Below are 24,882 nucleotides of genomic sequence, written 5' to 3' on the forward strand. Positions count from 1 at the left end.
CCCCCCCCCCCCCCCCCCCCCCCCCCCCCCCCCAAACCTAACTAAATGAGCTCAAACAAATGCTGCGATCGGGGCTAGAATGACGACATATCATTAAATAGAAAAGAAATTCACTCAAATTTTGTCACCTTTTAAGACTCAATCTCAAAACTTGGGGCGAAAGTAGATCAACTTTTTATTGTATTTTATAAGTAGATTGGCTTTGCCTCAATTATAAAATTGATTTAAGCTGAATCGGCGAAACTTCGTTTTGTGAAACTTAAAACAAATGGAAGTCAAAAAAACTTTGTGGACTTTGTTCAAAGTTTAAAGCTTTGAATTTTTATCATTAAGCGAGTTTAATATTGCTATCATTTGCTGAGTAGAACGCCATTGCGACCGAAATGTTTAAAACAAAATGCAAAACTTTAGGGATCGATAGCGTTAAAAAGAAAATAAAGAATTGTTTTAGCCTCGTTTTCTAATAGCTTAGATTCCTACCAAGTTGACAAACTTTAATAGATACAAGTTTTTTGCCTACTCTACAAGTTTTGTAACCGATGCTTTTTAAGGCAAGAAAATAACATAAATATTCAGACAATACTTTCAAAAAATAACAATCTATCTTACCATTTTGTAAGATGGATTTTTTGTTCTTGATAAATTAAATTTCATCTAAAATCAACAATTATATTTTACAATAAGTCGCACTTTTCTGTTGTGCATTTTTAACGAATTATTTTAATCGTTTAATCAACCGAAATGCAAATGTTTTTTTCACAAAAAGAAGAAAAAATTAATATTAATATCAATTTTAGGGAAATAACGGATGCTAAAAACGAACAAAATATGACAAAAATCATATTAAATCAACAAATCAAACAAAATTTAATCCACTGATTTTTAAAAACTTAATCGCTAAAATTAACATTACGTTAAAAAAAATGAAAATTTTATTAAAAAAAGTTTAATATAGAAAACTAAAAAAATATTAATCGAAATGCGCAATCGATTACATTTAAATTTTAATTAATTTTTTCAACAAATTTGATGAGAAGTAGCTAATCTCAGAGTTCTTGTTGGGAAGTAAAAATTTAACTCAAAAAATTAAAACTATGTCATGTGAAAAAATAGCAGAATCCGGTTTTAGGATTCGTCAAAAGCTTGCTGTTTTATTTCTGTTTTCCTCTGGAGTGGTTTTTGCGCAGCAGGGTAAAGAGGTGAGCGGAAAGATAACCAACGACAAACAGGCTCCTCTTTCTAATGTAACGGTAAAGGAAGAAGGTACAGAAAATACCGTTACGACCGATGCTGAAGGAAAATTTATCATTACATTATTAAAAGATCAGTCTTCACTTTCTGTTGAAAATGAAGGTTTTCAGTCGCAGATCATCGCTGTGGACAACCGTTCTTTTATCGCCATTCCGCTAAAGGAAGAAAGAACAAAAACCATTGAACAGGTGGTATTGGTAGGTTACGGAAGTGTGAAAAAGTCGGATCTTACAGGTTCTGTGAATACACTAAGTTCAGACAAAATTGTAGAAAGAAATACAACAAGTCCGCTTGAAGCGATACAGGGAAGTATGCCCGGAGTTCAGATTACGTCTAATTCAGGACGAGTGGGTGACGGTTTTAAAATGACCATCCGTGGAAATAATTCACTGATTTCATCTGGAAATCCTTTATACGTTGTAGATGGTGTTCCTACGGATAATATTGACTTTCTGAATCCTCAGGATATTGCCAGAATGGATGTTTTGAAAGATGCCTCTTCAGCAGCAATCTACGGTTCCAGAGGAGCAAGTGGTGTGGTTTTGGTAACAACTAAAAATGGGGCAACCGCAAAAGGAGGAATCAATGTCTCATTGGAAACTTCTTATGGTGTACGAACTGCAGCCCGCTTGCCTAAAATGATGAGCGGCGCAGAATGGTGGAATTTCCATCAGGCAGCTTACCTTAGTGCAACTCCGAATACCCAGACACCGGCACAGTTGGCAACTTTAGCAGGAAATCAGAGTCCGCTTTTGGTACAAAGAGCCAATAACGGATATAATTTCGACTGGTACGATGCCGTTTTGCAACCCGGAACTATGCAAAATCATTATGTAAATATTTCCGGAAGATCTGATGGGGGATTGGGATATAATATGTCCTTCGGAGTTCAGGGAAACGAAGGTTTGATTGCCAATGATTCTAATGATAAGTATACTTTCAAGCTCGGAATCAATCATAAAATAAATTCCAAATTTTCTACGGGAGCCAATATTACCGTAGCAAGAACGATTACAGAATACGGAAGTGATACGGCGATGCGTTCTGCATTCAGCTTCAGTCCGTTGTTATCTCCTTATGCAATCGATTCCAATGGCAATGATATTGACGGACAATTATTTTTACTACCCGGCAAACTGACGTATCCTAACGGCGCCTGGGCAATTAATAAAACAAGTACGATCAATCCATTATTAGAAATTGCCAATTCGAGACAAACCGAAAGAACCTGGCAGACATTAGGAAATATATTTTTCCAGTATCAACCAATGAAGTGGTTATCATTTAAAACCACTTTTGCTGCAGGATTTTCAACTTCAAGTTTAGGAATATCGAATACGGCAGATACCAATATCGGGATTGCTCTTAATAAACAAAACTCCGCTTCTTTAAGCAAAACTGAAAACTTTAATTATACCTGGGATAATCAAATCGATTTAAAACATACGTTCAGCGATGTACATGATGTAAGTTTATTATTGCTTCAGAGTACGTATTCTAATGAAGATCAGTCCTCTTACGGATATTCACACGGACAGTCTTTTAATTCAGAATATTATAACTTAGGATTTGGGCTACCAAGCAGTTTTCAGCTGCAATCGCCGCCTTATATGAAAAGGACTTTGAACTCTTTTGCTGCAAGGTTAAACTACGGATACAAAGACAAATATCTATTAACAGCTTCCACAAGATGGGACGGATCTTCGGTATTGTCTGAAGGGAATAAATGGACTGCCTTCCCTTCTCTTGCCTTAGGATGGAAAGTTAATAAAGAATCTTTTCTTGAAAATGTAAAAGCGATCTCAGACTTAAAACTAAGGGCAAGTATCGGTTACACAGGAAATGATAATGTAGCACCATATCAATCATTAGCGTTATTAGACCAGCAGACGTTTTATGCTAATGGATCTACTTTGGTTCCGGGATTACAGTCTTCTGTTTTTGCGAATCCTTTACTTACTTGGGAAAAAACACGTGAACTTAACTTCGGATTGGATTTTGGTTTTCTTCGAAACAGAATTACGGGTACCGTGGATGTTTACGACCGTCTCTCTGAAAATCTAATCTATAAACAACAGTTACCTGCCGAAATGGGGGTAAAATATACGTATGCCAATGTAGGATCGGTAAGTAATAAAGGGGTTGAAGTACTTTTAACTACAAAAAATATAAAAAGTAAACTCATCAATTGGGAAACCACTTTTACCTTCACCAAAAACATCAATAAGCTTGAATCGATCTACAATCAGGATCAGGTGAGCGATCGAGGGAATAATCTTATTTTAGGTTCCAGTTTAAATCCGAATTTCAATTATGTGTACGACGGCGTTTGGCAGGAAAGTGAAGCCGCACAGGCAGCAGCTTACGGAATGGCTCCCGGACAGGCAAGACCTAAAGATATCAACGGCGACGGAAAATTTGATGCCAACGACAGAACAACCATCGGAAGCTCAGTTCCAAAATGGCAGGGAAGTTTTTATTCAAGATTTACGATAGGAAAATTTGACTTTAATTTTTCAATTATTACCAGCCAAGGGCAAACAGTTTTAAGCACTTTCCACCAAAATTTTGCTGATGTTTCAGACCGCGGACGCCAAAAAATGGCAATGGATTATTTTGTACCGACCAACAGTGCCGGACTTGCTTCTAATGCCAATAATACCAACCCAAGACCAGGACCTGTAGCCACTGGAGCAGGTGCATTTTGGTCAACAGGATTTGGCTATTACCGAGAAGTTTCTTTTACGAAAATTAAAAACATCTCATTGGGATATACTTTTGATTCCGACTTCCTGAAAAAAGTAAAAATGAGCAGCTTAAGAGTTTACGTCAATGTTCTTGATCCTTTTGTATTCACCAATTTCGATGGATACGATCCGGAATGGGCAGCTGCTAATATGGGAGTCAACAGACCGGCTGCCATTACTACACAATTGGGATTAAGCGCTAAATTTTAATTAAAAGATCATGAAAAATATAATATTTACACTTGTACTGGCTACAGCGATTTTCAACTCGTGCAGCGATTTTATAGAAGAAGAAAGTTTATCAAACGTACCCGCTGATGAAGCTTATAAAACAGCTACTGGCTTTCAGCTGCTTGTGAATACGAATTATGCATGGCTAAAAGGCATTTATGGAGGCGATCCGTGGCTTTTTGTTGCAGGAACCGATATGTATGCCGAAGGAAGAACGCCTGAGCCGGCTGGTCTCAGCCAATACACGCAGCTAATTCCTGCCTCGGAAGGAGTTGACCAATTATATATGGCTTGTTATCAGTTGATTCAGTCGGTTAATAAAACGGTATATTATTCCTCGATAACTGAGCAGACTTCCAGTGTTCCCACTTTAGTGGCAGAAGCAAGATTTTTGAGAGCTCAGGCTTATTTTCTATTGGTGCAGACCTATGGCGGAGTTCCTATTGTTGAGGAAAATTTTACGCTTCCCACTTTACAATTCAACAGAAATTCTGCAGAAGAAGTTTATACATATATCATTAAAGAATTAGAGGCATCACTTGCTGCTGTTGGAACTACGGCTTATGCTACCAGCGGTAAAGTAAACAAGAAAGCGGTAAATGATCTTTTGGCTAAAGTATATTTAACGCGAGGATATGAAAGCTTTGGAGCAAGTACAGATTTTGCCACCGCGGCGACGTATGCAGACGCTGCCATTGCCGGACAAGGCCTGACAGTAGAACCTTCTAAACTATTTTATCCAGGAAATGAATTGAATGCAGAAACCATTTTCTCGGTGCAATATGACTTTAATTCTACCTCAACCTCTCCGACTACGCTGGGAAATAAGCAGTTTTACTATTTCAGCTCGTATTTGGGAGGTGCAGAAACCAATGGAAGCGCGCCTTTGAGAAGCTACAATCTTTGCCCGACAGCCTATGCTCTCAACTTATTCAAGCAAGGCGATCTAAGATGGGAAGCCACTTTTATGGATGTTGTCTATGAAAAATATTACGACTATTTCAGAGTTGCTGATAAATCGGATCTGAAAATTAAGCATTTTTATGAGCCGATGTGGTACACCGCAGCCGATAAAACGGCATGGATGACGGCGAACGCATCAAAATTAGCCACAGGATTTCTTTATCACGATAAAGGAACTTATGATGCAGCCTATACGTTAGTTAAAAACTTAGATTATCAGACAATTCCGGTGAAGAAATTTGATGATCCGGCAACCACTACGCCAGCCAGCACAGGCGCGGTAAGCACAAGAGACATCATCATTTCCAGATTGGCAGATACCTATCTTATTGCTGCCGAAGCCTATTTAAAATCAGGAAACTCGGCGACAGGACTGGCAAGATTAAATGTGGTAAGAGCACGAGCAGGTGTGGCAGCGGCAACAGCAGCAGAATTCAATATCAATTATATTCTGGATGAGCGAGGCAGAGAAATGTTGGGAGAATACAACCGTTGGTTTGACTTAAAGCGTACCGGAACTTTGGTTTCAAGAGCCGTTCAGTATAATTATAAGATTACCAGCGCTTCTAATTTTAATGGAAATAATGGCGTTCAGAAAATTTTAAGACCGATTCCTCAAACGGTTTTAGATTTAAATCAAAATAAAGATTTTCCACAAAATCCTGCGTATTAAAACAGGAATAATATGACAAAAAAATCCGTCTCGCAAATGTGGAGACGGATTTTTTTATGAATTAAAGGCAAAAGTAAAAGGTAAAAAGAGCCAGGTTGATGAAGTGATTATCCTTTTAACAAAATAGTAAACAAGAACTATTTATATTAAAGTCATCAATTTAAACTTCCAGCTTCAAGCCTCCTTCTTCTAACCTAGTATTTAAAACTGCATTTCAGGAATTTCACCTTCAATGATCAGATCTGCTTCTGTAGATTGAATAATATGCTCAACAGAAACTCCCGGTGCTCTTTCAACAAGCTTAAATCCTGCAGGCGTGACATCTAAAACGGCTAATTCTGTCACTACTCTTTTCACACAATTCACACCCGTTAAAGGCAACGTACATTTTTTAAGAATTTTGCTTTCTCCCGCTTTGTTCACGTGCATCATCGCTACAATAATATTTTCCGCAGAAGCCACCAAATCCATTGCACCGCCCATTCCTTTTACCATTTTACCCGGAATTTTCCAGTTGGCAATATCTCCGTTTTCTGAAACTTCCATCGCTCCAAGTATTGTTAAATCTACTTTTTGAGCTCTGATCATCCCAAAACTGAAGGCAGAATCGAAGAATGAACCTCCGTTCAAGATCGTGATCGTTTGTTTTCCAGCATTGATGATGTCTGCATCTTCTTCTCCTTCGAAAGGAAAAGGTCCCATTCCCAACACTCCGTTTTCACTCTGAAATTCTACAGAAAGATTGTCCGGAACGTAGTTGGCCACCAATGTAGGGATCCCGATTCCTAAATTTACATAATACCCGTCTTTTACTTCTCTGGAAATTCTTTGTGCAATTTGTTCTTTAGTTAACATAGCTTTATCTTATCCCGCCAAATTAGCCATTTTTTCAGAATTACAAAAAAAATTCTTTTCTTATCCTATGATAAATTTCCCTTTTCAAATTGTTGTAAATTTGTGGACTTTTAATTTTAGCAATGAAAATTTTATTAAATTATTTAAAACCATATAAATGGCTGATATTAGCTTCCCTTTTATTAGCCTCAGTCAATCAGGTATTTTCACTGTTTGCGCCTGCCATTACGGGAAATATATTAGACAAACTGGTTACCCATCCTAATTTTTTTGATAAAGAAAAAACGCTTCCGAGAAATATGACTGAATATCTGAACGGAACCGATCTTTATCACGGAGTATTCTATTTTTTAGGATTATTGATCGGAACGGCGATGATAAGCCGAATTGCAAAAGCCTTTCAGGATTATGTAGTGAATGTGATCATCCAGAAATTTGGGGCAAAGATTTTTACGGATGGTTTAAAACATTCTATGAGACTGCCTTTTCAGGAATTTGAAGACCAGAGAAGCGGTGAAACACTTTCCATTTTAACAAAAGTTCGTGAAGATTCGGTGAAGTTTATCAATAATTTCATCAATGTATTTTTCGGAATTTTGGTAAGTATAATTTTCGTTTCGGTATACGCCATCCGTTTGCACTGGACGATCATGCCGGTGTATGTGGTCGGGATTATCTTTATTGCAGTTGTGACCAATTTATTAAGCAAAAGAATCAAAAATATTCAGAAAAGTATTGTTACTGAAACAACAAACTTAGCCGGAAGCACCACCGAAAGTCTTAGAAATATTGAAATTGTAAAGAGTTTAGGACTGACCAATCAGGAAGTTGAACGTTTGAATAACAATACGTATAAAATTTTAAATTTAGAATTAAGAAAAGTAAAAAGCATCCGTTCTTTAAGCTTTGTTCAGGGAACTTTGGTTAATTTTTTACAGCAAACGATTACCTTCACTTTATTATTGTTGATCTTTAAAAACATTGTAACGCCGGGACAATATTTATCTTTGATGTTCTACGGATTCTTCATCTTCGGACCGATGCAGGAAATTGGAAATATCATTATTTCTTACCGTGAAGCTCAGGCTTCGTTGAATAATTTCGATCGCGTGATGAAAAAAGAAGTAGAACCTAAACCTTTAACTCCCAAGAAAATCGGTGCTATTGAAGATCTGAAATTCCAAAGTGTTTCTTTTCAGCATCAAAGCGCTCATTATAAAGCCATCAATTCGATTTCATTTGATGTGAAAAATGGAGAAACCATTGCTTTTGTCGGTCCCAGTGGATCAGGAAAAAGTACTTTAGTGAAATTGCTTGTGGGTTTGTACAGACCTCAGGATGGAGCTATTCTTTATAATAATATTGATGGAAAGGAATTTGATTTTGATGAATTAAGAAATCAAATCGGATTTGTAACCCAAGATACTCAGCTTTTTGCAGGAACCATCAGAGAAAACCTTTTATTTGTCAATCCATCGGCAACCGAGGAAGATTTGCAGTTAGCCTTAAAAAAATCAAGCTGTACGGCACTTTTAGAACGCGCTGAAAACGGAATTGAAACCGTAATCGGAGAAGGTGGATTAAAATTGAGCGGTGGTGAAAAACAAAGAATTGCCATTGCCAGAGCTTTATTAAGAAAACCGCATTTATTGATCTTTGATGAAGCAACATCCGCTTTGGACAGTATTACCGAGGAAGAAATTACCATGACTATCAAGGAAGTTTCTAAAGAAAAAGAACAGATAACCGTTCTTATTGCGCACAGATTAAGTACTATTATGCATGCGGACAGAATCTATGTTTTGGAACGTGGGCAAATTGTGGAAACGGGATCACATCTCCAGTTAATTGAAGAAAAAGGTTTATATTACGCCATGTGGAGACAGCAAATTGGAGAAAGAAAAATTGCTGAAACGCTGATTTAAAAGGATGGAAGTTAGGTGATGGAAGCTGGAGGTTTACCTGATTGAAAACAGAGATTCCTTCTTCGTCGGAATGACAACTTTGAAAATAAATAAATTACCCCGAAAATTGATTTCGGGGTATTATTTTTTAGAGCTGATGAAAAAATTAATCTTTTTTTCTAACCGTTCTCTGCTCAATTCTTTTTTCAAATTTCTCTCCTTGGAAAATTCTTTGGATCATGATTCCCGGAATGTGAATTTGGTTAGGATCCAATTCTCCTGGTTCTACCAATTCTTCAACTTCCGCTACGGTAATTTTCCCTGCTCCAGCCATCGGATGATTGAAATTTCTCGCCGAACCTTTGAAGATTAGGTTTCCGGCATGATCGCCCTTCCAAGCTTTTACGATTGCATAATCTGCTTCGTAAGCGTGCTCTAAAATATGAGGTTTTCCTTTAAAATCTTTTACTTCTTTCCCTTCTGCTATTTCAGTTCCGAAACCTGCCGGCGTATAAAAAGCAGGAATTCCCGCCTGTGCAGCTCTGCATTTTTCTGCCAAAGTTCCCTGTGGAGTCAGCTCAACTTCCAATTCTCCCGAAAGCATCTGTCTTTCAAACTCAGCATTTTCTCCCACATAAGAAGAAATCATCTTCTTGATCTGTCTTTTGTGAAGCAATAATCCCAACCCGAAATCATCTACCCCTGCATTGTTTGAAATACACGTAAGATCTTTCACATCGCTCTCTACCAAAGCATTGATTGAATTTTCAGGAATACCGCAAAGTCCAAACCCGCCCAACATCAACGTCATTCCATCCTGAATTCCTTCGATGGCTTCCTTTGCATTTTTTACTCTTTTATCTATCATGAAATATTAGATTTTCTGTTGGCTTAAATTTAATAATTTTTCTCAAATATCCTATGTTCCGCATTTTTTTGATGATGATATGATAACTTTTTATACATTTGATAATTATAAATACTGTCAAATCTTTTACTCAAAAGTATTTGATTTAAAATTTAACCTCACAAATTATTACACAAATGAAACAGGAAAATTTAAACAAAGCAGGAGATGTTTTTTATGTACTTTGCAGAATGAGCATTGGTTTATTCTTCTTCATTACAGGTTTCAACAAACTTTTTCATCCCGTTTTTCAAGGGTATATGCTGAAAACAATGGAAGGTCTTGGTTTTTCAAATCCACAGTTTACGGCACATTTTGTAGCAACTAATGAAATGGTTTGGGGATTATTTTTATTGATTGGGCTTTTCACAAGGATAAGTTCTTTTGCATTAATTGTTATCATGTTGGTCGCTTTGATTTCAAAAGATATCCATTCTATTCCGACAGAATTGGTTCCCATTGATCCTAAAATAGAGAACATTCCTATTGACAATTTTACATGGCTTACGTATTTCTTCTTTTTACCTCAGGTATTATTTATAATGCTGTTGGGAATGTTTTCATTATATGGATATAAGATCTTTGGAATTGATAGGTTTTTAAACAAGAAAAGGAATATTTACAGATAAAGTAATCGGGGGAAAATTAAAAATTTTCTCCCGATTTTATTTTAACAATCATCTTTTTGATTGGATTCTCATCCAATCCTGATTTAAATCGTCCCTTCGGGACTCTTTCTTTCTATATATTTTAAATTAGTGTAAATATATTTCGTTGTCATGGTCTGATTTTGGTTTAATTATAATCAACATCACAAAAAATATTAAAATTATGGAAACGAAAGACATTTCAAGAATTGCTTTAGGTACCTTTTTAATTACGGCAGGAATCGGTCATTTAACATTCGCAAGAAAAGAATTTCAGGCTCAGGTTCCAGAGTGGGTTCCTCTGAAAAAAGACGATACCGTTGTTTATTCCGGATTTGCTGAGATTGCATTGGGAGCAGCAGTAATTCTTACTCCTGAAAAATATAGAAAAACAATGGGACAAGTGGTTGCCGGATTTTTTGCTGCCGTTCTCCCCGGAAATATTGCTCAATATAAAAACAGAAGAGATTCTTTTGGACTGAATACTGATAACGCAAGATTTGCAAGACTTTTTATGCAGGCTCCTTTAATGGCATGGGCAATAAAATCGACTGATGAATAACTTTTTTGATTATAATTAAAAATTAAGTTTTGGCTAAAGCCTTATGAATTTAGGAAATAAAGAAACGGGCTAAAGCCCGTTTCTATTGATCCTTTCAACTATTTTTTGAAAATATTTATTGAGGATTTATTTATGATTCAACCTTTTTAAATCAATTTAATCTTTATTGATAATTCATAATTGGATTAGCATCCAATCCTGATGTAAATCGTCCCTTCGGGACTCTTCCTTTAATCTTTATATTTTACTGAATAATCAATTTCAACGTAAATAATTTTCTTGAATGAACTTTCACAAAATACACCCCTTTCGGAAGGTTTTCATTTACTAAAGAAAATCGTTGATTCTGTACATTTTCAGACTTATATAAAAGATCTCCGTTGGCAGAAAGTAATTCTATCTTTTCAATTGGATAATCACTTTTTATAAATGTTGGCTGTCCCGGTTTTGTTGGATTCGGATATAAAACAACTGCTTTTTCATTATGATTTTTTGTTTCATCAGTTCCTAAAGTTGCTCCCTGTACCTGAAACTGAACTCGGTTTGAAACCTCAGTATAAGAATCATTGGTAAACATCACCATATAATAATTTCCGGGAGTTGTAGGCAATGCAGCACCATTGATATTTTTCGTTCCCTGAGCAATTCCGTCAAAATAAGTATAAGACACAAAATTATCATCCGGCGTTTGAATATTTTGAGGGTAAATTCCCAACCAATCTTTGATAATTCCCGGAGAATCCGTCCAAGAAGCGGTAATATTTTCACCTAATGTATAAACCGGTTTGTTCGTCCAAAGTTCCGTAACAATGTCTCCAACTTTAAAGAAAACCTTCTCTCCTACTGTCGTGTAGCCATCTTCAAGAAAATACTGAGCATAATAATACCCTTTCGGAAGTCCTGTAAAATTCAATGTTCCTGAAGCTGTTGTTACATAACTCCACTTTATAGAAGGCGTTGGCCCTGGAACTTGTCCCATTTTGTAAATTCCGATCCAGTCTTTCGTTAAATTTGGTCCGTTATTGAAATTTACAACAACTGTTCCACCAACAGGATATGTGTCTGCGGAGGTATTTAAAACTACTTTTGGTCCTACATAAAAGTTCTTTCTGGCTGTAATTTCTGTGTATCCGTTGTTCGCAAAAAACCCTGCGAAATACTGACCTTTAGCTGAAATTCCATTGGGGAAAGTTGTCGTTCCGGCAGTTTGCCCGTTGGTATAAAGATAAGTTTGTGACGTTACCGAAGCTGGATTCTGATCTTTTTTATAAATTCCGATCCAATCCTGCTGATTTCCGGGACCGTCTGTAAACGTTGTAACAATTGGCTCATTTTGAGTATATTCTGTTTTGCTTAAATTGAAGGTAGGATTGGAAACCACACTTCCCGTTACTTCAAATTGTTTTGCATCACTCCAATCGCTCCATTCTAAATTTCTGTCTCTGTAACGAACTTTCACATAATAAATTCCGTTTGTAATTGAATTTGAAGCAATTGTAGCTTTGGTAATATCAACTCCGGCATTTAGATTTTTAGTAATATCGGGCGTTCCGTTACCATCTTTTCCGAACCAGTTTTCGTAATCTCTGTAAAATTCTTTTTCAACAACAGAAAAATCAGCAGCTTTACTGATTAAAAACTGTGTGGTATTTAATAATTCTGAATTTGTTGTGGTAAAAGTGCTTCCATTTAGTGTTAAAGGTAACGTAATCGGAGCTGAAAAAGTGTTTGTAATGGAAGGTTTTGTTGGTTTTGGCTGATTTTTATATCGGTGAAAAGTATCAACCAATTCATTATATTTTTTATGATAAACTCCCCCAATTGAATAACTTTCAATATCAACTTTTCCTGTATTTACATCTACTTCAACGATTTGATAGGTCCAATCCGTCAATGTTTTCTGAACATCGTCAAAATCCTGTTCATTCGACATTCCCCAATATTGATCCCACGCTACTCCACCGGAAATAATCTGATAATTCGGAGATTCTTTTAACTGACCTCTGTGATATAAATGGTGATGCGCCCCAACGTGCATTAAATATTTATTAGAAGTCGTTAACAGAGGAACCGCCGTATTTCTCACCCAAGTCGAAATATCTCCCACATATTGTTCCGCCTGATAAGGTCTGTGGCTTAAAGAAATAATCCAGTCTACCGTAGGATCGTTGTTTGCTTCATTTAAAATTTGCTGAAGCCAAGTTTGCTGAGCCGAACCTGTATGTTCTGAACTTAAGCTTACAAATAAAACATTTCCAGCTTGTTGAGCATAATAATTCTCATTTCCTGAAGAAATATTTTTGTATTTAATTTCATCAATATAAAAATGAGCATAATAAGAGTTCATCCCTAAACTACCATACGTTTCATGATTTCCCACTGTGGTCTGGATCGGAAGATAAGGCGAAAGCTTAATATTCTTTTTAAAGTGAACATTTTCATAATGATCTAATGTTCCCACATCTACCTGATCTCCAACCATAAACGTTAGTGCGATATTATCAGAAGGATCAGAATCTATCCCGAATTTTTCCTTTAATTTTTTATAAGCATTTAAAGTTAAACTATCATATCTCGGTTCAGCTTTAATCTGATTGTCACCCATGATCAGGAAACGTATTTTTCCATCAGCTGTTATAGGTTGTCCCGGCAAAGGAAGCGTTCTGAAATTATAAACTGCAGACTCGCTGGTTCCTGTTTTAATTTTATAATAATACTTTGTGTTTGGCTGTAAATTGGCAATTTTTGCTGTGTGATAATAATAGTTGTTATTGTATCCTGTATCCGAAAAAATATTAGTCGTTCCGGTGAAAGTTACATTTAAGTTAGTAGGTGTTGCGCCATACATAACTGTTGTTTCGTTATTCGATGATGTTTTCCAATTCACGATCATCGAATTTGGCGTTGGATTTTGTAAATAAGGAACTAAAGTCTGCCCAAATGCCATCTGGACGGCGAAACAAAAAAAGAATAAGTAATACTTCATTGTAGTTCAGTTTTTAAGTAGTGTGATATTTATTGTTTATAATAAAAAGTATTGATTAACTGATTTTTATCATTGCGCAAAAGTAAAAATCACATATAAACTTTATCTGATGGGAACTTAAAGGAAGTGTTAAGTTTTAAACGAAAAAAGAGATTAAAAATTTATCATATTTAATATATAATTTGTTTGGAAAATTTGAAAACTATTTTATATATTTGCAACCTGTTATTCAACCTCTGACGAAGTCCGTGTAAGTTGCTTAGCCTTAACATTTTATTTATTAATAATGGATTTATTAAAGTACGTACAAGACAAGTACATTACAAAAAAAGAATTCCCTGAATTCAAAGCTGGTGATACAATCACTGTGTATTACGAGATTAAAGAAGGTCAAAAAACAAGAACTCAGTTCTTCAAAGGTACTGTTATCCAATTGAGAGGTACTGGATCTACAAAAACTTTTACCATCAGAAAAATGTCTGGTGATGTAGGTGTAGAAAGAGTATTCCCAATCAACATGCCAGCTCTTCAGAAAATTGAAGTTGACAGAAGAGGTAGAGTTAGAAGATCTAGAATTTACTACTTCAGAGACCTTAGAGGTAAAAAAGCGAGAATTAAAGACGCTGCTTACAAGAAGAAATAATTCAGACAACAATACATACAAAAAGAGACTGCTAATTTTTAGTGGTCTCTTTTTATTTTTGGAGTATTTTTTAGGAGCTATTTCCCGCTTTCCGCTATATCTTTTGTTTCGCTTTGCTCACAAAAGGATGTCGCTGCAATCGGGGCTAGGAAATTTCGAATATAATTGACTATTTATTCATAAGGTGAAAGTCATGACTTTCTTTTGAAACCACCCCGACAAAAATTTCTTTGAAATTTTCGCCACCCCTCCAAAGGAGGGGAATTTTAAACGTAATATATTTTTCTTATTTCTTTGTAAAAATATTCTCAATCATTTAAACTTCCATCATCCAGCTTCCGGCCTCCCTACTTTATAAATTCATACAACGCATTCCAAAATTTATCATAGACTTCAATGTGAGGAAGATGTCCCACATTTTCGATTTCAACTAGTTTTGATCCGGCGATTTGTTGTTGGGTTTTCTTTCCTAATTCCTGGTACTGCCCCATTTTCGGCTGCAGTTCTTTTGGCGCTCTATCTTTTCCAATTGCCGTTCTGTCTCTTGTTCCAATAATTAATAATGTTGGAACTTTGATATTTTTAAATTCATAACAAACGGGTTGATTATAAATCATATCAGAGGTCAAAGCTGCATCCCAAGCAACTTTTGGGTAATCTGGGTGTAAAGTCCAGCCTGCAATTAAATCCAACCAAGGTTGATATTCTGCTTTCCATCTATTATCGTAATAGAACTTTAATTGATAATTTTTATAGGTTTCTGCCGTATTTTTAAGCTCAGATTTATAGGCTTGATCTATGGTTTGATATGAGGCAAAAGTTTTGTAATCTTCTAAACCAATCGGATTTTCCAAAATTAATTTTTCAACCATATTCGGATAAAGCAAAGTAAATCTTGTGGCAACCATTCCTCCCATTGAATGTCCTAAAACTATTAATTTATCAATTTTAAGTTCATCCAAAATCGCTTTTGTATTATCCGCCAATTGTGAAAATGAAAACTGATAATTCTGAGGTTTTGAAGATTTTCCAAACCCGATCTGATCCGGAATAATCACTCGAAAACCTTTATCTGAAAGATCTTTAGCCGTTCTTTCCCAATAGGCTCCATTGAAATTCTTCCCATGAAGAAGCATGATTGTTTTCCCGTTGGATGTTTTGGGTTTTACATCCATATAAGCCATTTTCAAATCATTATTTTGAGATTTCAGATTCAAAAAATGGACTTCATAAGGATATTTATAATTAGATAATTCAGCATCTAAAGGTTTTACCTGAGAAAATATAAAGCTTGATGAAATCGATAGCATTATAATTACAGCAGCATTTTTAAAATTTTTCATAAAAATTTAATTTATATAAAAATAAAAAAACCGCTTCAAAAGAAACGGTTCGTATGTGTTAATTATCATTTATTTAAGAAAATTCAACTACCTTTTCTTCTTTTTTTGGAAGATTCATTAAAACAATGGCGAAAAGAATCAAAGCAATTCCCAACCATTGAATCATGATTACTTTTTCACCTAATAAAACAAAAGCCATCGTCACAGAAACCGGAAGTTCTAATGAAGAAACGATACTTCCTAATCCTAAACCTGCATTTGGAAAACCGACATTAAATAAAATCGGCGGAATAATAGTTCCGAAAAGCGATAAAATCAAACCATATTTCCAAAGAATCGAATAATTGAAACTGTGAATATGTTCTGTGTTTTCGGTGAAATTTAAGTAAAATGATCTTAATCCATCAAAATGTAAAGGTCCGATTTGTGCGAAAAATAAGAAGGCAAAAATAATAATTGAACCTCCACAAAGCATAATAAAACTTTTTCGGAAAACGGGTAAATGCGTTGCTAATGTATTAGATGTAAACATCGTTAAGGTATAAGAAGCAGCCGCCATTAATCCCCAGAAAACCCCTTTGAAGTCGAGTTCTATTTCTGTATTGATAAGGTTTGTAGCCAAAATAGTTCCGGCTAGAACAATGATAACAGAAACAACTTTTCTTGCGTTGGGCAATTTTTTAGTTAAGAAACTTTCAACCACCACACTAAACCAAACGGACTGCATCAACAAAACAATCGCAATTGAAACATTGATATATTGAACGGCAATATAATAAAATAAACTTGTACATCCCAAAGACGTTCCCGCCAATAGCAATGTTCTTACTTCTTTGGATGTTGGAGATGATAATTTTTGTTTTGAGGTAATGGTCTGGATAATATTCAGAATTAAAAGTCCGACCAATCCTAAAATAAATTGTGATGTGGTAACCTCCGATGTTGTGTAACCATCTTCATAAGCCAATTTTACGAAAGTCGCCAACATACCATATATACTGGCTCCAATTCCTACAAATAAAACTCCTTTTAATATATTCTTCTTCATAATTTTTTTGAACAGCCTGCAAAGGTACAACTTAAAATTCAAAAGAGTGATGAAGATTAATATGATAGATAAACGAAATCGGCGCAAGCTTCGCTTGCGCCGATTCTAAACAATATATTTTAAGAGTGATTATTTTTTGATCAATTTCTCAGTATACACTTCATTTTTATCAGAAACCACTTTCACAATATAAACTCCCTGATTTTGAGAATGAATATCGATTTCAACTTCTTTTTCGCCGCGGAAAGCTTTGTTATAAACCACATTTCCACTTACATTCATTACCCTTAATGTTCCGGAAATAATATTTTTATCTAAAACTACTTTAAATAAACCGTCAGTAGGATTTGGGGTTAATTTAAATAATGATTTAGGTTCTGTTTTTGGCGCCGATCTTAAAACACAATCTAAATCAAAATCATAATCAAAATACGGATAGTTGTTATAATTACTAACCATAAAATTACTTCCGTTAAATGTATAGAACATATTCAGTCTAAATCTGTATTGCCCGGTTGCTCCTGCAGCTGAGGAAGCTCCAAAATCCGCTGGATACATATAATTATAATATAGCCCTGTAGTTCCCCATTGTGAAATATTGCTCAAATCCACCGGATAAACATCTCCTGTAGCATTATTAATCATTTCAAGCTTAAAGGCATCAAGCGTAGCACCCGGAGGCAGAGAATATGTCCAATTAATAGCCTGCATTCCGTTCAATGCACATCCGTTAGGTTCATAATACATCGATGTGATTTGTCCCCAATTTGTCGAATTACAAATATTATTTGCCGCTTCTATCCAAAGTGTACTTTCAGTTTGATACAAACTGAATCCGTTTGTTCTGTTGTAATACATTCTTGGTAAAGATCCTCCATCGAAATCACCAGGAAAATTCTCAAGAGCTCCCATATAAGTACCTCCCGGACTTGAAATTACAGCCGCTGCATTTTGAGCTGTAGGATTTGGAGTCGGAGTATAATGGAACATTACAAATCTCGCATTTCTTCCCGCTTTAAATTCGGTAACATTTTCAAAAGCACCATCATTATTGAAGTTTGTATTAAATTCATTTACCAAATACGACCTGTTGATTGGAGCAGTTCCTGTATTTCTGCTCGCATCTGTAAAAGTTATAATATGTAAAGGCTGATGATGATCTAAATTTAAAGTCTTTTGTGGACTTATAATATTTAAATTAGGATTATTATCTATTGCATTTCCGATTAACCCTAATGCTTCATGAAACTGATCTCCAAAGTATAATCTTCTTTGAAAATTTGTTGCCACTATGTGATCATTAGTAAAATCAGATTCAATATAAATCCTTGGCATAAAGCCTGTGTTAGGAGCACCGTACAAACCAGCGCCATAATGTACTACCGCTACTCTATTTTTAGGATTGCAAGACAATAAAGACTCGATAAATTTGCTGGCAGCCAGCTTCATTTCAGTGAAAGTCTGAACATTGATGGAAAAGCCATTGTCTAATAAGATAATGTAATCGCTGCCCGGAGCCTGTGCCGAAAGTTTTCCGAAAGACATACTTAATGCCAACAGAAACAAAAGAAATGTTTTTTTCATGGATTAAAAATTTTGTTAATTAAGTTATGTTAAAAATAATATATTTTTCTTTATATCGTGAAATAATTTGAAATATTTTTAATTAATCAAAATCTAAACTTTCAAGCATAAAAAAAGCCACTCAAACGAGTGGCTCATATTTTAAAATGAAATTAAGGATTATTTACCTTCTTCCATTTTTCTTTTCAATTCTGCTAATGCATCGATATCTCCTAAAGTAGATCTCTCTTCGTTTGAAGAAGAAGATACGTTGTTAGATCTGTTGTTAGAAGCTTCTCTTACGTTTTTCTTCTCTTCGTCTCTGAAGATACCTGTGTGAGAAACAACTACTCTCTTGAATTCTTTGTTGAATTCAATTACTTTGAACTCAGCAGTTTCACCTTTCTTGATTTTAGATCCATCTTCTTTCTCTAATAATCTAGAAGGGCAGAAAGCTTCAACTTCAGCATCTTCGAATTGTACAGAAGCTCCTTTATCGTGAACTTCTACAGCAGTTCCTGTGTGTACAGTTCCTTCAGCATATTTAGTTTCGAATGCATCCCATGGGTTGTCAGTCAATTGTTTGTGACCTAGAGATAATCTTCTAGCTTGGATGTCTAGTTCAAGAACTACAACATCTAATTTATCACCAACTGCACAGAACTCAGATGGGTGCTTGATTTTCTTAGTCCAAGAAAGATCAGAGATGTAGATTAATCCGTCGATACCTTCTTCTAACTCTACGAATACACCAAAGTTAGTGAAGTTTCTTACAGTACCTACATGCTTAGATCCTACAGGATACTTAGCTTCGATGTTTTCCCATGGATCTTTGCTTAATTGCTTGATACCAAGAGAGATTTTTCTTTCTTCTCTGTCTAAAGTAAGTACTTCAGCTTCAACTTCATCACCTACTTTTACAAAGTCACCTGCAGATCTCAAGTGAGTAGACCAAGACATTTCAGAAACGTGGATTAATCCTTCAACACCTGGAGCGATTTCTACGAATGCACCATAGTCAGCAAGAACTACTACTTTTCCTTTTACTTTGTCACCTACTTTCAAGTCAGCAGAAAGAGCATCCCAAGGGTGAGCTTCTAATTGCTTCATACCCAATTGGATTCTTGTTTTCTCATCATCAAAGTCAAGGATAACAACTTTTACAGTCTGTCCGTCCTCAAGGATTTCAGATGGGTGGTTCACTCTAGACCAAGAAAGGTCTGTAATGTGGATCAATCCATCAACACCTCCAAGGTCGATGAATACACCGTAAGAAGTAATATTCTTAACAGTACCTTCAAGAACTTGTCCTTTTTCTAACTGAGCGATGATCTCTTTTTTCTGACCTTCGATATCTGCTTCGATCAATGCTTTGTGAGATACAACTACGTTTTTGAACTCAGGGTTGATTTTCACAACTTTGAACTCCATAGTTTTACCTACGAACTGATCGTAATCTTTAATTGGCTTAACGTCAATTTGAGAACCTGGTAAGAATGCTTCGATTCCGTGTACGTCAACGATCATACCACCTTTAGTTCTAGACTTCACAAAACCGTTAACGATTTCTCCAGTTTCGTGTAGTTCATTTACTTTATCCCAAGCTTTAAGCGTTCTAGCTTTTCTGTGAGATAATTGTAACTGACCTGTTTTGTCTTCTCTTCTGTCTACCATTACTTCAACCTCGTCACCTACACTAAGGCCTTGGTTGTAACGGAATTCGTTAAGAGAAATAACACCTTCAGATTTGAAGTTGATGTCTACGATCGCTTCTTTATCAGTTAATCTTACAACTTTACCAACTAAAACGTCGTTATCGCTTAGGTTGTTCAAAGATCCGTTGTAGATTTCTTCTAAATCGCTTTTTTCTTTTCTCGCATCTGCATCAAGACCAGATTCGAAAGAATCCCAATCAAATTGTTCTGGTGCTACGTTTTGGTTTAATAAAACCTCTGCTGAATTTGTCTCTTTTGACATTTTCTAATAAAATTTGTATTCCTTCTTTTTCAACGGTCTGAATAAATGTGAATTGAAAAATACGGAAGTTATTAATTATAAGTAATTTACTCATCAAACCTTTTCGCCACAAAAGTGGGTGCAAAGATATGAATTTTATTTGAGATAAACAATTATTATCATCATGCTCAAAATAAGCACAACTTACTGAAAATCAAACATTAATTAAACTACATTGGTATTAGCGTTGTCATGCCGAACCTGTCGAAGCATCATTATTTGCAGAGAGGAAGGGATTTTAACCTTCGATAAATATAAATGATGCGCAGACCATTTATAATTACATACTTCATCCCTAGCCCGGATTGCAACGGCATCCTTTTGGGTTGCGGCCGGAGCGAAGCGGAGGCCGTAACCCAAAAGATATAGTGAAAAGCCGGAAATAGCTCCTAAAATCGTTGATGGTTGATGGTTTTTAGTTGATAGAGATTGGATACTTCATGATCGTGAATAATAAATACATTAAACTTTAAACTTAGAATTTTGAACATTAAATTCCAAACCATCAACAAGCAACGATCAACCATCAACTAAATCCTTATCTTTGCACCATGGAACTACAATCAATCTATCAAAAACTGCAGATTCAGGAGATGAATCAGATGCAGAAATCGACCTTCAAAGCAACAGAAAATCAGCAGGACGTTGTACTGCTTTCTCCCACTGGTTCTGGGAAAACGCTGGCTTTTTTATTTCCGGTTCTTAGAAATCTTAAGAAAAATGCTTCAGGAATTCAGACGTTAATTTTGGTTCCTGCAAGAGAATTGGCATTGCAGATTGAGCAGGTTTTCAAATCGATGGGAACAGATTTTAAGGTTTCAGTTTGTTATGGAGGTCACGATAAAAAGATTGAGGTTAATAATTTAATTGAAGCTCCGGCTGTTTTAATCGGAACTCCTGGAAGAGTGGTTTATCATTTAAGAAATAATAATTTTGATCCGAAAACCATTCAGACTTTGGTTTTGGATGAATTTGACAAGGCTTTAGAACTTGGTTTTCAAGATGATATGGAATTTATTTCTAATTCATTAAAAGGACTCTCACAGAGAATTTTAACATCTGCAACCGCAATGGATGAAATTCCGGCTTTTACAGGCTTGAAAAATGAAAAATTGGTTGATTTCCTGAAATTAGGCGAAGCGATACCGGATATTCAGTTGAGAAAAGTAATGACAATTTCTGAGGAAAAACTGGATACTTTGTTCAATTTAATTTGCAAGATCGGGAATAAAAGAACCTTAATTTTCTGTAATCACAGAGAAGCCGTTGATCGTATTTCTGAGCTATTGCGCGAAAAAGGAATCGACAGAGAAACCTTCCACGGCGGAATGGAACAGGACGAAAGAGAACGTGCTTTATTGAAATTCAGAAACGATTCTGCAAGAATTTTAATCACTACAGATTTAGCTTCAAGAGGTTTGGATGTTCCGGAAGTTGAGTCGATTGTACATTATCAACTTCCTCCAAAAGAAGATGCTTTCATCCACAGAAACGGACGTACCGCGAGAATGAATGCGAAGGGTTTTGCGTACCTAATTATGAAAGAAGAAGACAATTTCCCTTTTATTAAAAACGATGTTCCTGAAGAAAGTGTGGTAGGATTTACCAAAGTTCCTGAAAAAACACCTTTCCAGACGATCTACATCAGCGCCGGAAAAAAAGATAAAGTGAATAAAGTTGATATCGTTGGATATTTGCTGAAAAAAGGAGATCTTCAAAAAGAAGAACTTGGATTAATCGAAGTAAAAGATAACACTTCTTATGTTGCCGTTGCAAGAAATCGTGTGAACGATGTGCTGAAAAGACTCGCTCATGAAAAGCTGAAAGGCAAGAAAGTGAAAATGGAGGTTGCTTATTAAGGTTAAGGTTGAGATTAAGGTTTAAAGTTAACGTTGTGTTTTAACCTCAGCCTTAATCTCAACCTCAAATTATTTCACCCCTTTTACTTTTGTTGGTAAAGTATACACCGACTTTGAAGCAGTAATAAATAAAGTTTCATTATTTTTTCCTCCGAATGTTACGTTGGATGTCCATTCTTCTTCAATCGGGATGTGATAGATTTTCTTACCGTCGCGGTTGAAAACATGAACGCCTTTTCCGGTTAAATATAAATTTCCGTGCTTATCGAGCGTCATTCCGTCGGAGCCCATTTCACAGAAAAGTTTTTTTTCAGATAATTTGCCTTCGCCAAGAATCTCATATACGTAAGTTTTTCCCGCATCAATATCAGAAACGTATAATTTTTTAAACTTCTCACTACCTACAATTCCGTTGGGTTGTGTAAAGGTTTCCAATTTTGAAATTTGCCCTTCTTTATTTCTGTAATACAAACTCTTATTAGGGATTTCCTGCTTAAAATTCACCCAATAATCTCTTTCATATAAAGGATCTGTGAAGTACATTCCGCCGAATTCGTCATTCCAGACATCGTTGGGGCCATTCAGCCTTTTACCTTCAAAATCTTTAAATAAAACCTGAACTTCTTTGTCCTTAGATATTTTCCACATTTCCCCATTATCATCTGAACAGGTAATTAAATTATCATCTTTATCGAAATGCGTTCCGTTGGCACGGCCTGTTTTATCCAGAAACTGAATAATTTTATTCGTTTTCCAGTCCCAATAATAAATTTTATCATTCGGCTGATCGGTAAAATAAACATTTCCTTCTTTATCCGAAGACGGCCCTTCCGTAAAACTAAATTGATCCGAAATTTTTTCCGGTTTTACATCTTCATAAAACATAGTACTACTATTTACTGATTTACAGTTGAGTAATACTAAAACCAAACCAATATAGCCTGTTTTCAAGATATTTTTCATTACGTACAATTTTAAGGAGCACAATTTACGATATGTAACAACAGATTCAAAGATTATTTTCTCATTTTGAAACATTGAATAATATTTATGAAATGTCCGAATAATCCCATTTTAGAAGTAGATAATATTAGTAATAAAATGATTTAATTAAGAGCTTTGCATAAGAAGAAAACTCAACAATTTTCTTCGCTGCAATTTTTAAAATGAGTATTTGTTTCTATGTGAAAAATACTCATATCTCAATTTTATTATAAAATTTTAAGACGATGAGTGTACCATCCGACAATTTTTCTGCCGCTGAGATAGATTATGATGATTTCAGAAATTCGGTAGGAACAATGGATCAAACCGGAAAAAGAAAATGGGTTTTTCCACGAAAGCCTAAAGGAAAATATACCAATTACAGAGATTACACAAGTTATTTTTTATTGTTTTTATTTTTCGGATTGCCTTTTCTGAAAATCAATCATAATCCTGCTTTTTTGTTTAATGTAATTGACAGACGATTTTTCATTTTCGGACAGCCGTTCTATCTTCAGGATTTTTTCATATTAGCCTTGGGAGCCGTAACATCGGTTATTTTCGTCATGCTTTTCACGGTGGTTTTCGGAAGAATTTTCTGCGGTTGGCTTTGTCCGCAAACCATTTTCATGGAAAATGTTTTCAGAAAAATTGAATATTGGATTGAAGGCGACCGAAACAAACAGATGAAGCTGGAGAGACAGGAATGGAATTCAGAAAAGATCAGAAAAAGAGTGACAAAATGGTCGGTTTTTATCCTGATTTCGGTAATCATTACCAACTTCATGTTCATGTATATTGTAGGTTATGAAGAAGTTTTTAAAATTATTACAGAAGGACCTTTAGACCATTCATTAAAATTCCTTGGAATGGTAGGATTTGCCGCTACTTTTTATTTTGTATTCTCATGGCTTCGCGAGCAGGTTTGCACGTTGATCTGCCCTTACGGAAGACTTCAGGGTGTTTTAATTGATAAGCAGACCATTAATGTGTATTACGATTTTAAAAGAGGCGAAAACCGTTCAAAATGGAGAAATAATGAAGACCGAAAAGCGGCAGAAAAAGGTGATTGTATTGACTGCCATCAATGTGTAGTGGTTTGTCCAACAGGAATCGACATCAGAAACGGTCAGCAGCTGGAATGTGTAAACTGTACCGCTTGTATCGATGCCTGCGACGAAGTGATGGAAAAAGTAGGTCTTCCGAAAGGTTTAATTCGATATGCTACGGAGGCGGAAATTGAAAATCAGGAGAAATTTAAATTTACTTCAAGAATGAAAGTAACTGCTGTTTTTCTTGCTTTATTGATAGGATTTTTAGGATTTCTGATGTACGATCGAGGTTCTATGGAAGCGAAATTCATTAAACCTGCCGGATCAACATTTTTTGTAAAGGAAGGCAAAATAACGAATACTTTTATCTACACTTTCCTGAATAAAACAAATGAAAAGAAAGTTTTAACGATAAAAATTTTAAGTCCGAAAAACGGAGAAATTGAATTCTTCGGTTCCAGTACAATTGTTTTAAAAGGCGATCAGATTCTGAAAGGTAACATCAATATTACTTTTCCTGAAGAAGAAATAAAACTTTCTAAACAAAATCTTACCATTGGGGTTTTTGATGAAAAAGGAGAAATGGTAACCTCTTTTGAAACGACTTTTGAAGGACCTTTTAAATTGTTGCTGTGATGTTTTAGGATG

16 protein-coding genes are annotated in these 24,882 nt (G+C 35.5%); 8 read left to right on the plus strand and 8 right to left on the minus strand.

Annotation, left to right across the window (positions count from 1 at the left end):
* The first annotated feature begins 1,094 nt into the window (after nucleotides 1-1,094).
* The gene (locus ABEG63_RS13395) at nucleotides 1,095-4,208 is read left to right on the plus strand and encodes a SusC/RagA family TonB-linked outer membrane protein (RefSeq protein ID WP_346585455.1); all 3,114 of its coding nucleotides are present in this window, start codon (nucleotides 1,095-1,097) and stop codon (nucleotides 4,206-4,208) included.
* A gap of 10 nt (nucleotides 4,209-4,218) precedes the next feature.
* Complete coding sequence (locus tag ABEG63_RS13400) at nucleotides 4,219-5,865, plus strand: RagB/SusD family nutrient uptake outer membrane protein (RefSeq protein WP_346585457.1); 1,647 nt, start codon at nucleotides 4,219-4,221, stop codon at nucleotides 5,863-5,865.
* Nucleotides 5,866-6,066: 201 nt separating this feature from the next.
* Here ABEG63_RS13400 and ABEG63_RS13405 read toward each other — a convergent pair whose 3' ends face one another.
* Nucleotides 6,067-6,720: a CoA transferase subunit B gene (locus ABEG63_RS13405; protein ID WP_346585459.1), complete on the minus strand. Its 654-nt coding sequence runs from the start codon at nucleotides 6,718-6,720 to the stop codon at nucleotides 6,067-6,069.
* 122 nt (nucleotides 6,721-6,842) lie between these two features.
* Between ABEG63_RS13405 and ABEG63_RS13410 the strand changes: the two genes are divergently transcribed.
* Nucleotides 6,843-8,645 carry an ABC transporter ATP-binding protein gene (locus ABEG63_RS13410; protein ID WP_346585461.1) on the plus strand — a complete coding sequence of 601 codons (1,803 nt, stop codon included), beginning with the start codon at nucleotides 6,843-6,845 and terminating at the stop codon, nucleotides 8,643-8,645.
* Nucleotides 8,646-8,790: 145 nt separating this feature from the next.
* Here the strand turns inward: ABEG63_RS13410 and ABEG63_RS13415 are convergent, their stop codons facing one another.
* Nucleotides 8,791-9,492 (minus strand): CoA transferase subunit A, encoded by a 702-nt coding sequence (locus tag ABEG63_RS13415; RefSeq protein ID WP_267406056.1) that lies wholly within the window; start codon nucleotides 9,490-9,492, stop codon nucleotides 8,791-8,793.
* 176 nt (nucleotides 9,493-9,668) lie between these two features.
* On the opposite strand from ABEG63_RS13415, the gene ABEG63_RS13420 reads away from it, so the two are divergent.
* Nucleotides 9,669-10,160 carry a DoxX family protein gene (locus tag ABEG63_RS13420; protein ID WP_346585463.1) on the plus strand — a complete coding sequence of 164 codons (492 nt, stop codon included), beginning with the start codon at nucleotides 9,669-9,671 and terminating at the stop codon, nucleotides 10,158-10,160.
* A 202-nt stretch (nucleotides 10,161-10,362) separates the two neighbouring features.
* Nucleotides 10,363-10,740, plus strand: coding sequence for a hypothetical protein (locus ABEG63_RS13425; RefSeq protein WP_267406054.1), 378 nt, complete (start codon nucleotides 10,363-10,365; stop codon nucleotides 10,738-10,740).
* Between the two features lie 244 nt (nucleotides 10,741-10,984).
* Here the strand turns inward: ABEG63_RS13425 and ABEG63_RS13430 are convergent, their stop codons facing one another.
* Nucleotides 10,985-13,726: a fibronectin type III domain-containing protein gene (locus ABEG63_RS13430; protein WP_346585464.1), complete on the minus strand. Its 2,742-nt coding sequence runs from the start codon at nucleotides 13,724-13,726 to the stop codon at nucleotides 10,985-10,987.
* 286 nt (nucleotides 13,727-14,012) lie between these two features.
* Here ABEG63_RS13430 and rplS point away from each other — a divergent pair, with 286 nt between their 5' ends.
* Entirely contained in the window at nucleotides 14,013-14,369 is a 357-nt protein-coding gene (gene rplS / locus ABEG63_RS13435) for a 50S ribosomal protein L19 (protein ID WP_034709455.1), read from the plus strand.
* A 347-nt stretch (nucleotides 14,370-14,716) separates the two neighbouring features.
* Here the strand turns inward: rplS and ABEG63_RS13440 are convergent, their stop codons facing one another.
* The 4 genes from ABEG63_RS13440 to rpsA form a co-directional block, all read right to left on the minus strand.
* Entirely contained in the window at nucleotides 14,717-15,712 is a 996-nt protein-coding gene (locus ABEG63_RS13440; protein ID WP_346585466.1) for an alpha/beta hydrolase, read from the minus strand.
* A gap of 73 nt (nucleotides 15,713-15,785) precedes the next feature.
* A complete protein-coding gene (locus ABEG63_RS13445) occupies nucleotides 15,786-16,763 on the minus strand; it encodes a DMT family transporter (RefSeq protein WP_267406149.1) in 978 nt (325 codons plus the stop codon).
* 126 nt (nucleotides 16,764-16,889) lie between these two features.
* A complete protein-coding gene (locus ABEG63_RS13450) occupies nucleotides 16,890-18,344 on the minus strand; it encodes a T9SS type A sorting domain-containing protein (protein WP_346585467.1) in 1,455 nt (484 codons plus the stop codon).
* Between the two features lie 159 nt (nucleotides 18,345-18,503).
* A complete protein-coding gene (rpsA, locus tag ABEG63_RS13455; RefSeq protein ID WP_267406039.1) occupies nucleotides 18,504-20,300 on the minus strand; it encodes a 30S ribosomal protein S1 in 1,797 nt (598 codons plus the stop codon).
* Nucleotides 20,301-20,890: 590 nt separating this feature from the next.
* On the opposite strand from rpsA, the gene ABEG63_RS13460 reads away from it, so the two are divergent.
* Entirely contained in the window at nucleotides 20,891-22,198 is a 1,308-nt protein-coding gene (locus ABEG63_RS13460; protein WP_346585469.1) for a DEAD/DEAH box helicase, read from the plus strand.
* 69 nt (nucleotides 22,199-22,267) lie between these two features.
* Here the strand turns inward: ABEG63_RS13460 and ABEG63_RS13465 are convergent, their stop codons facing one another.
* Nucleotides 22,268-23,161 (minus strand): SMP-30/gluconolactonase/LRE family protein, encoded by an 894-nt coding sequence (locus tag ABEG63_RS13465; RefSeq protein ID WP_346585471.1) that lies wholly within the window; start codon nucleotides 23,159-23,161, stop codon nucleotides 22,268-22,270.
* 266 nt (nucleotides 23,162-23,427) lie between these two features.
* Between ABEG63_RS13465 and ccoG the strand changes: the two genes are divergently transcribed.
* Nucleotides 23,428-24,870 carry a cytochrome c oxidase accessory protein CcoG gene (gene ccoG, locus ABEG63_RS13470; protein WP_346585473.1) on the plus strand — a complete coding sequence of 481 codons (1,443 nt, stop codon included), beginning with the start codon at nucleotides 23,428-23,430 and terminating at the stop codon, nucleotides 24,868-24,870.
* Nucleotides 24,871-24,882: the final 12 nt, after the last annotated feature.

The organism is Chryseobacterium sp. C39-AII1 (genome assembly GCF_039672645.1).
Classification (GTDB): domain Bacteria; phylum Bacteroidota; class Bacteroidia; order Flavobacteriales; family Weeksellaceae; genus Chryseobacterium.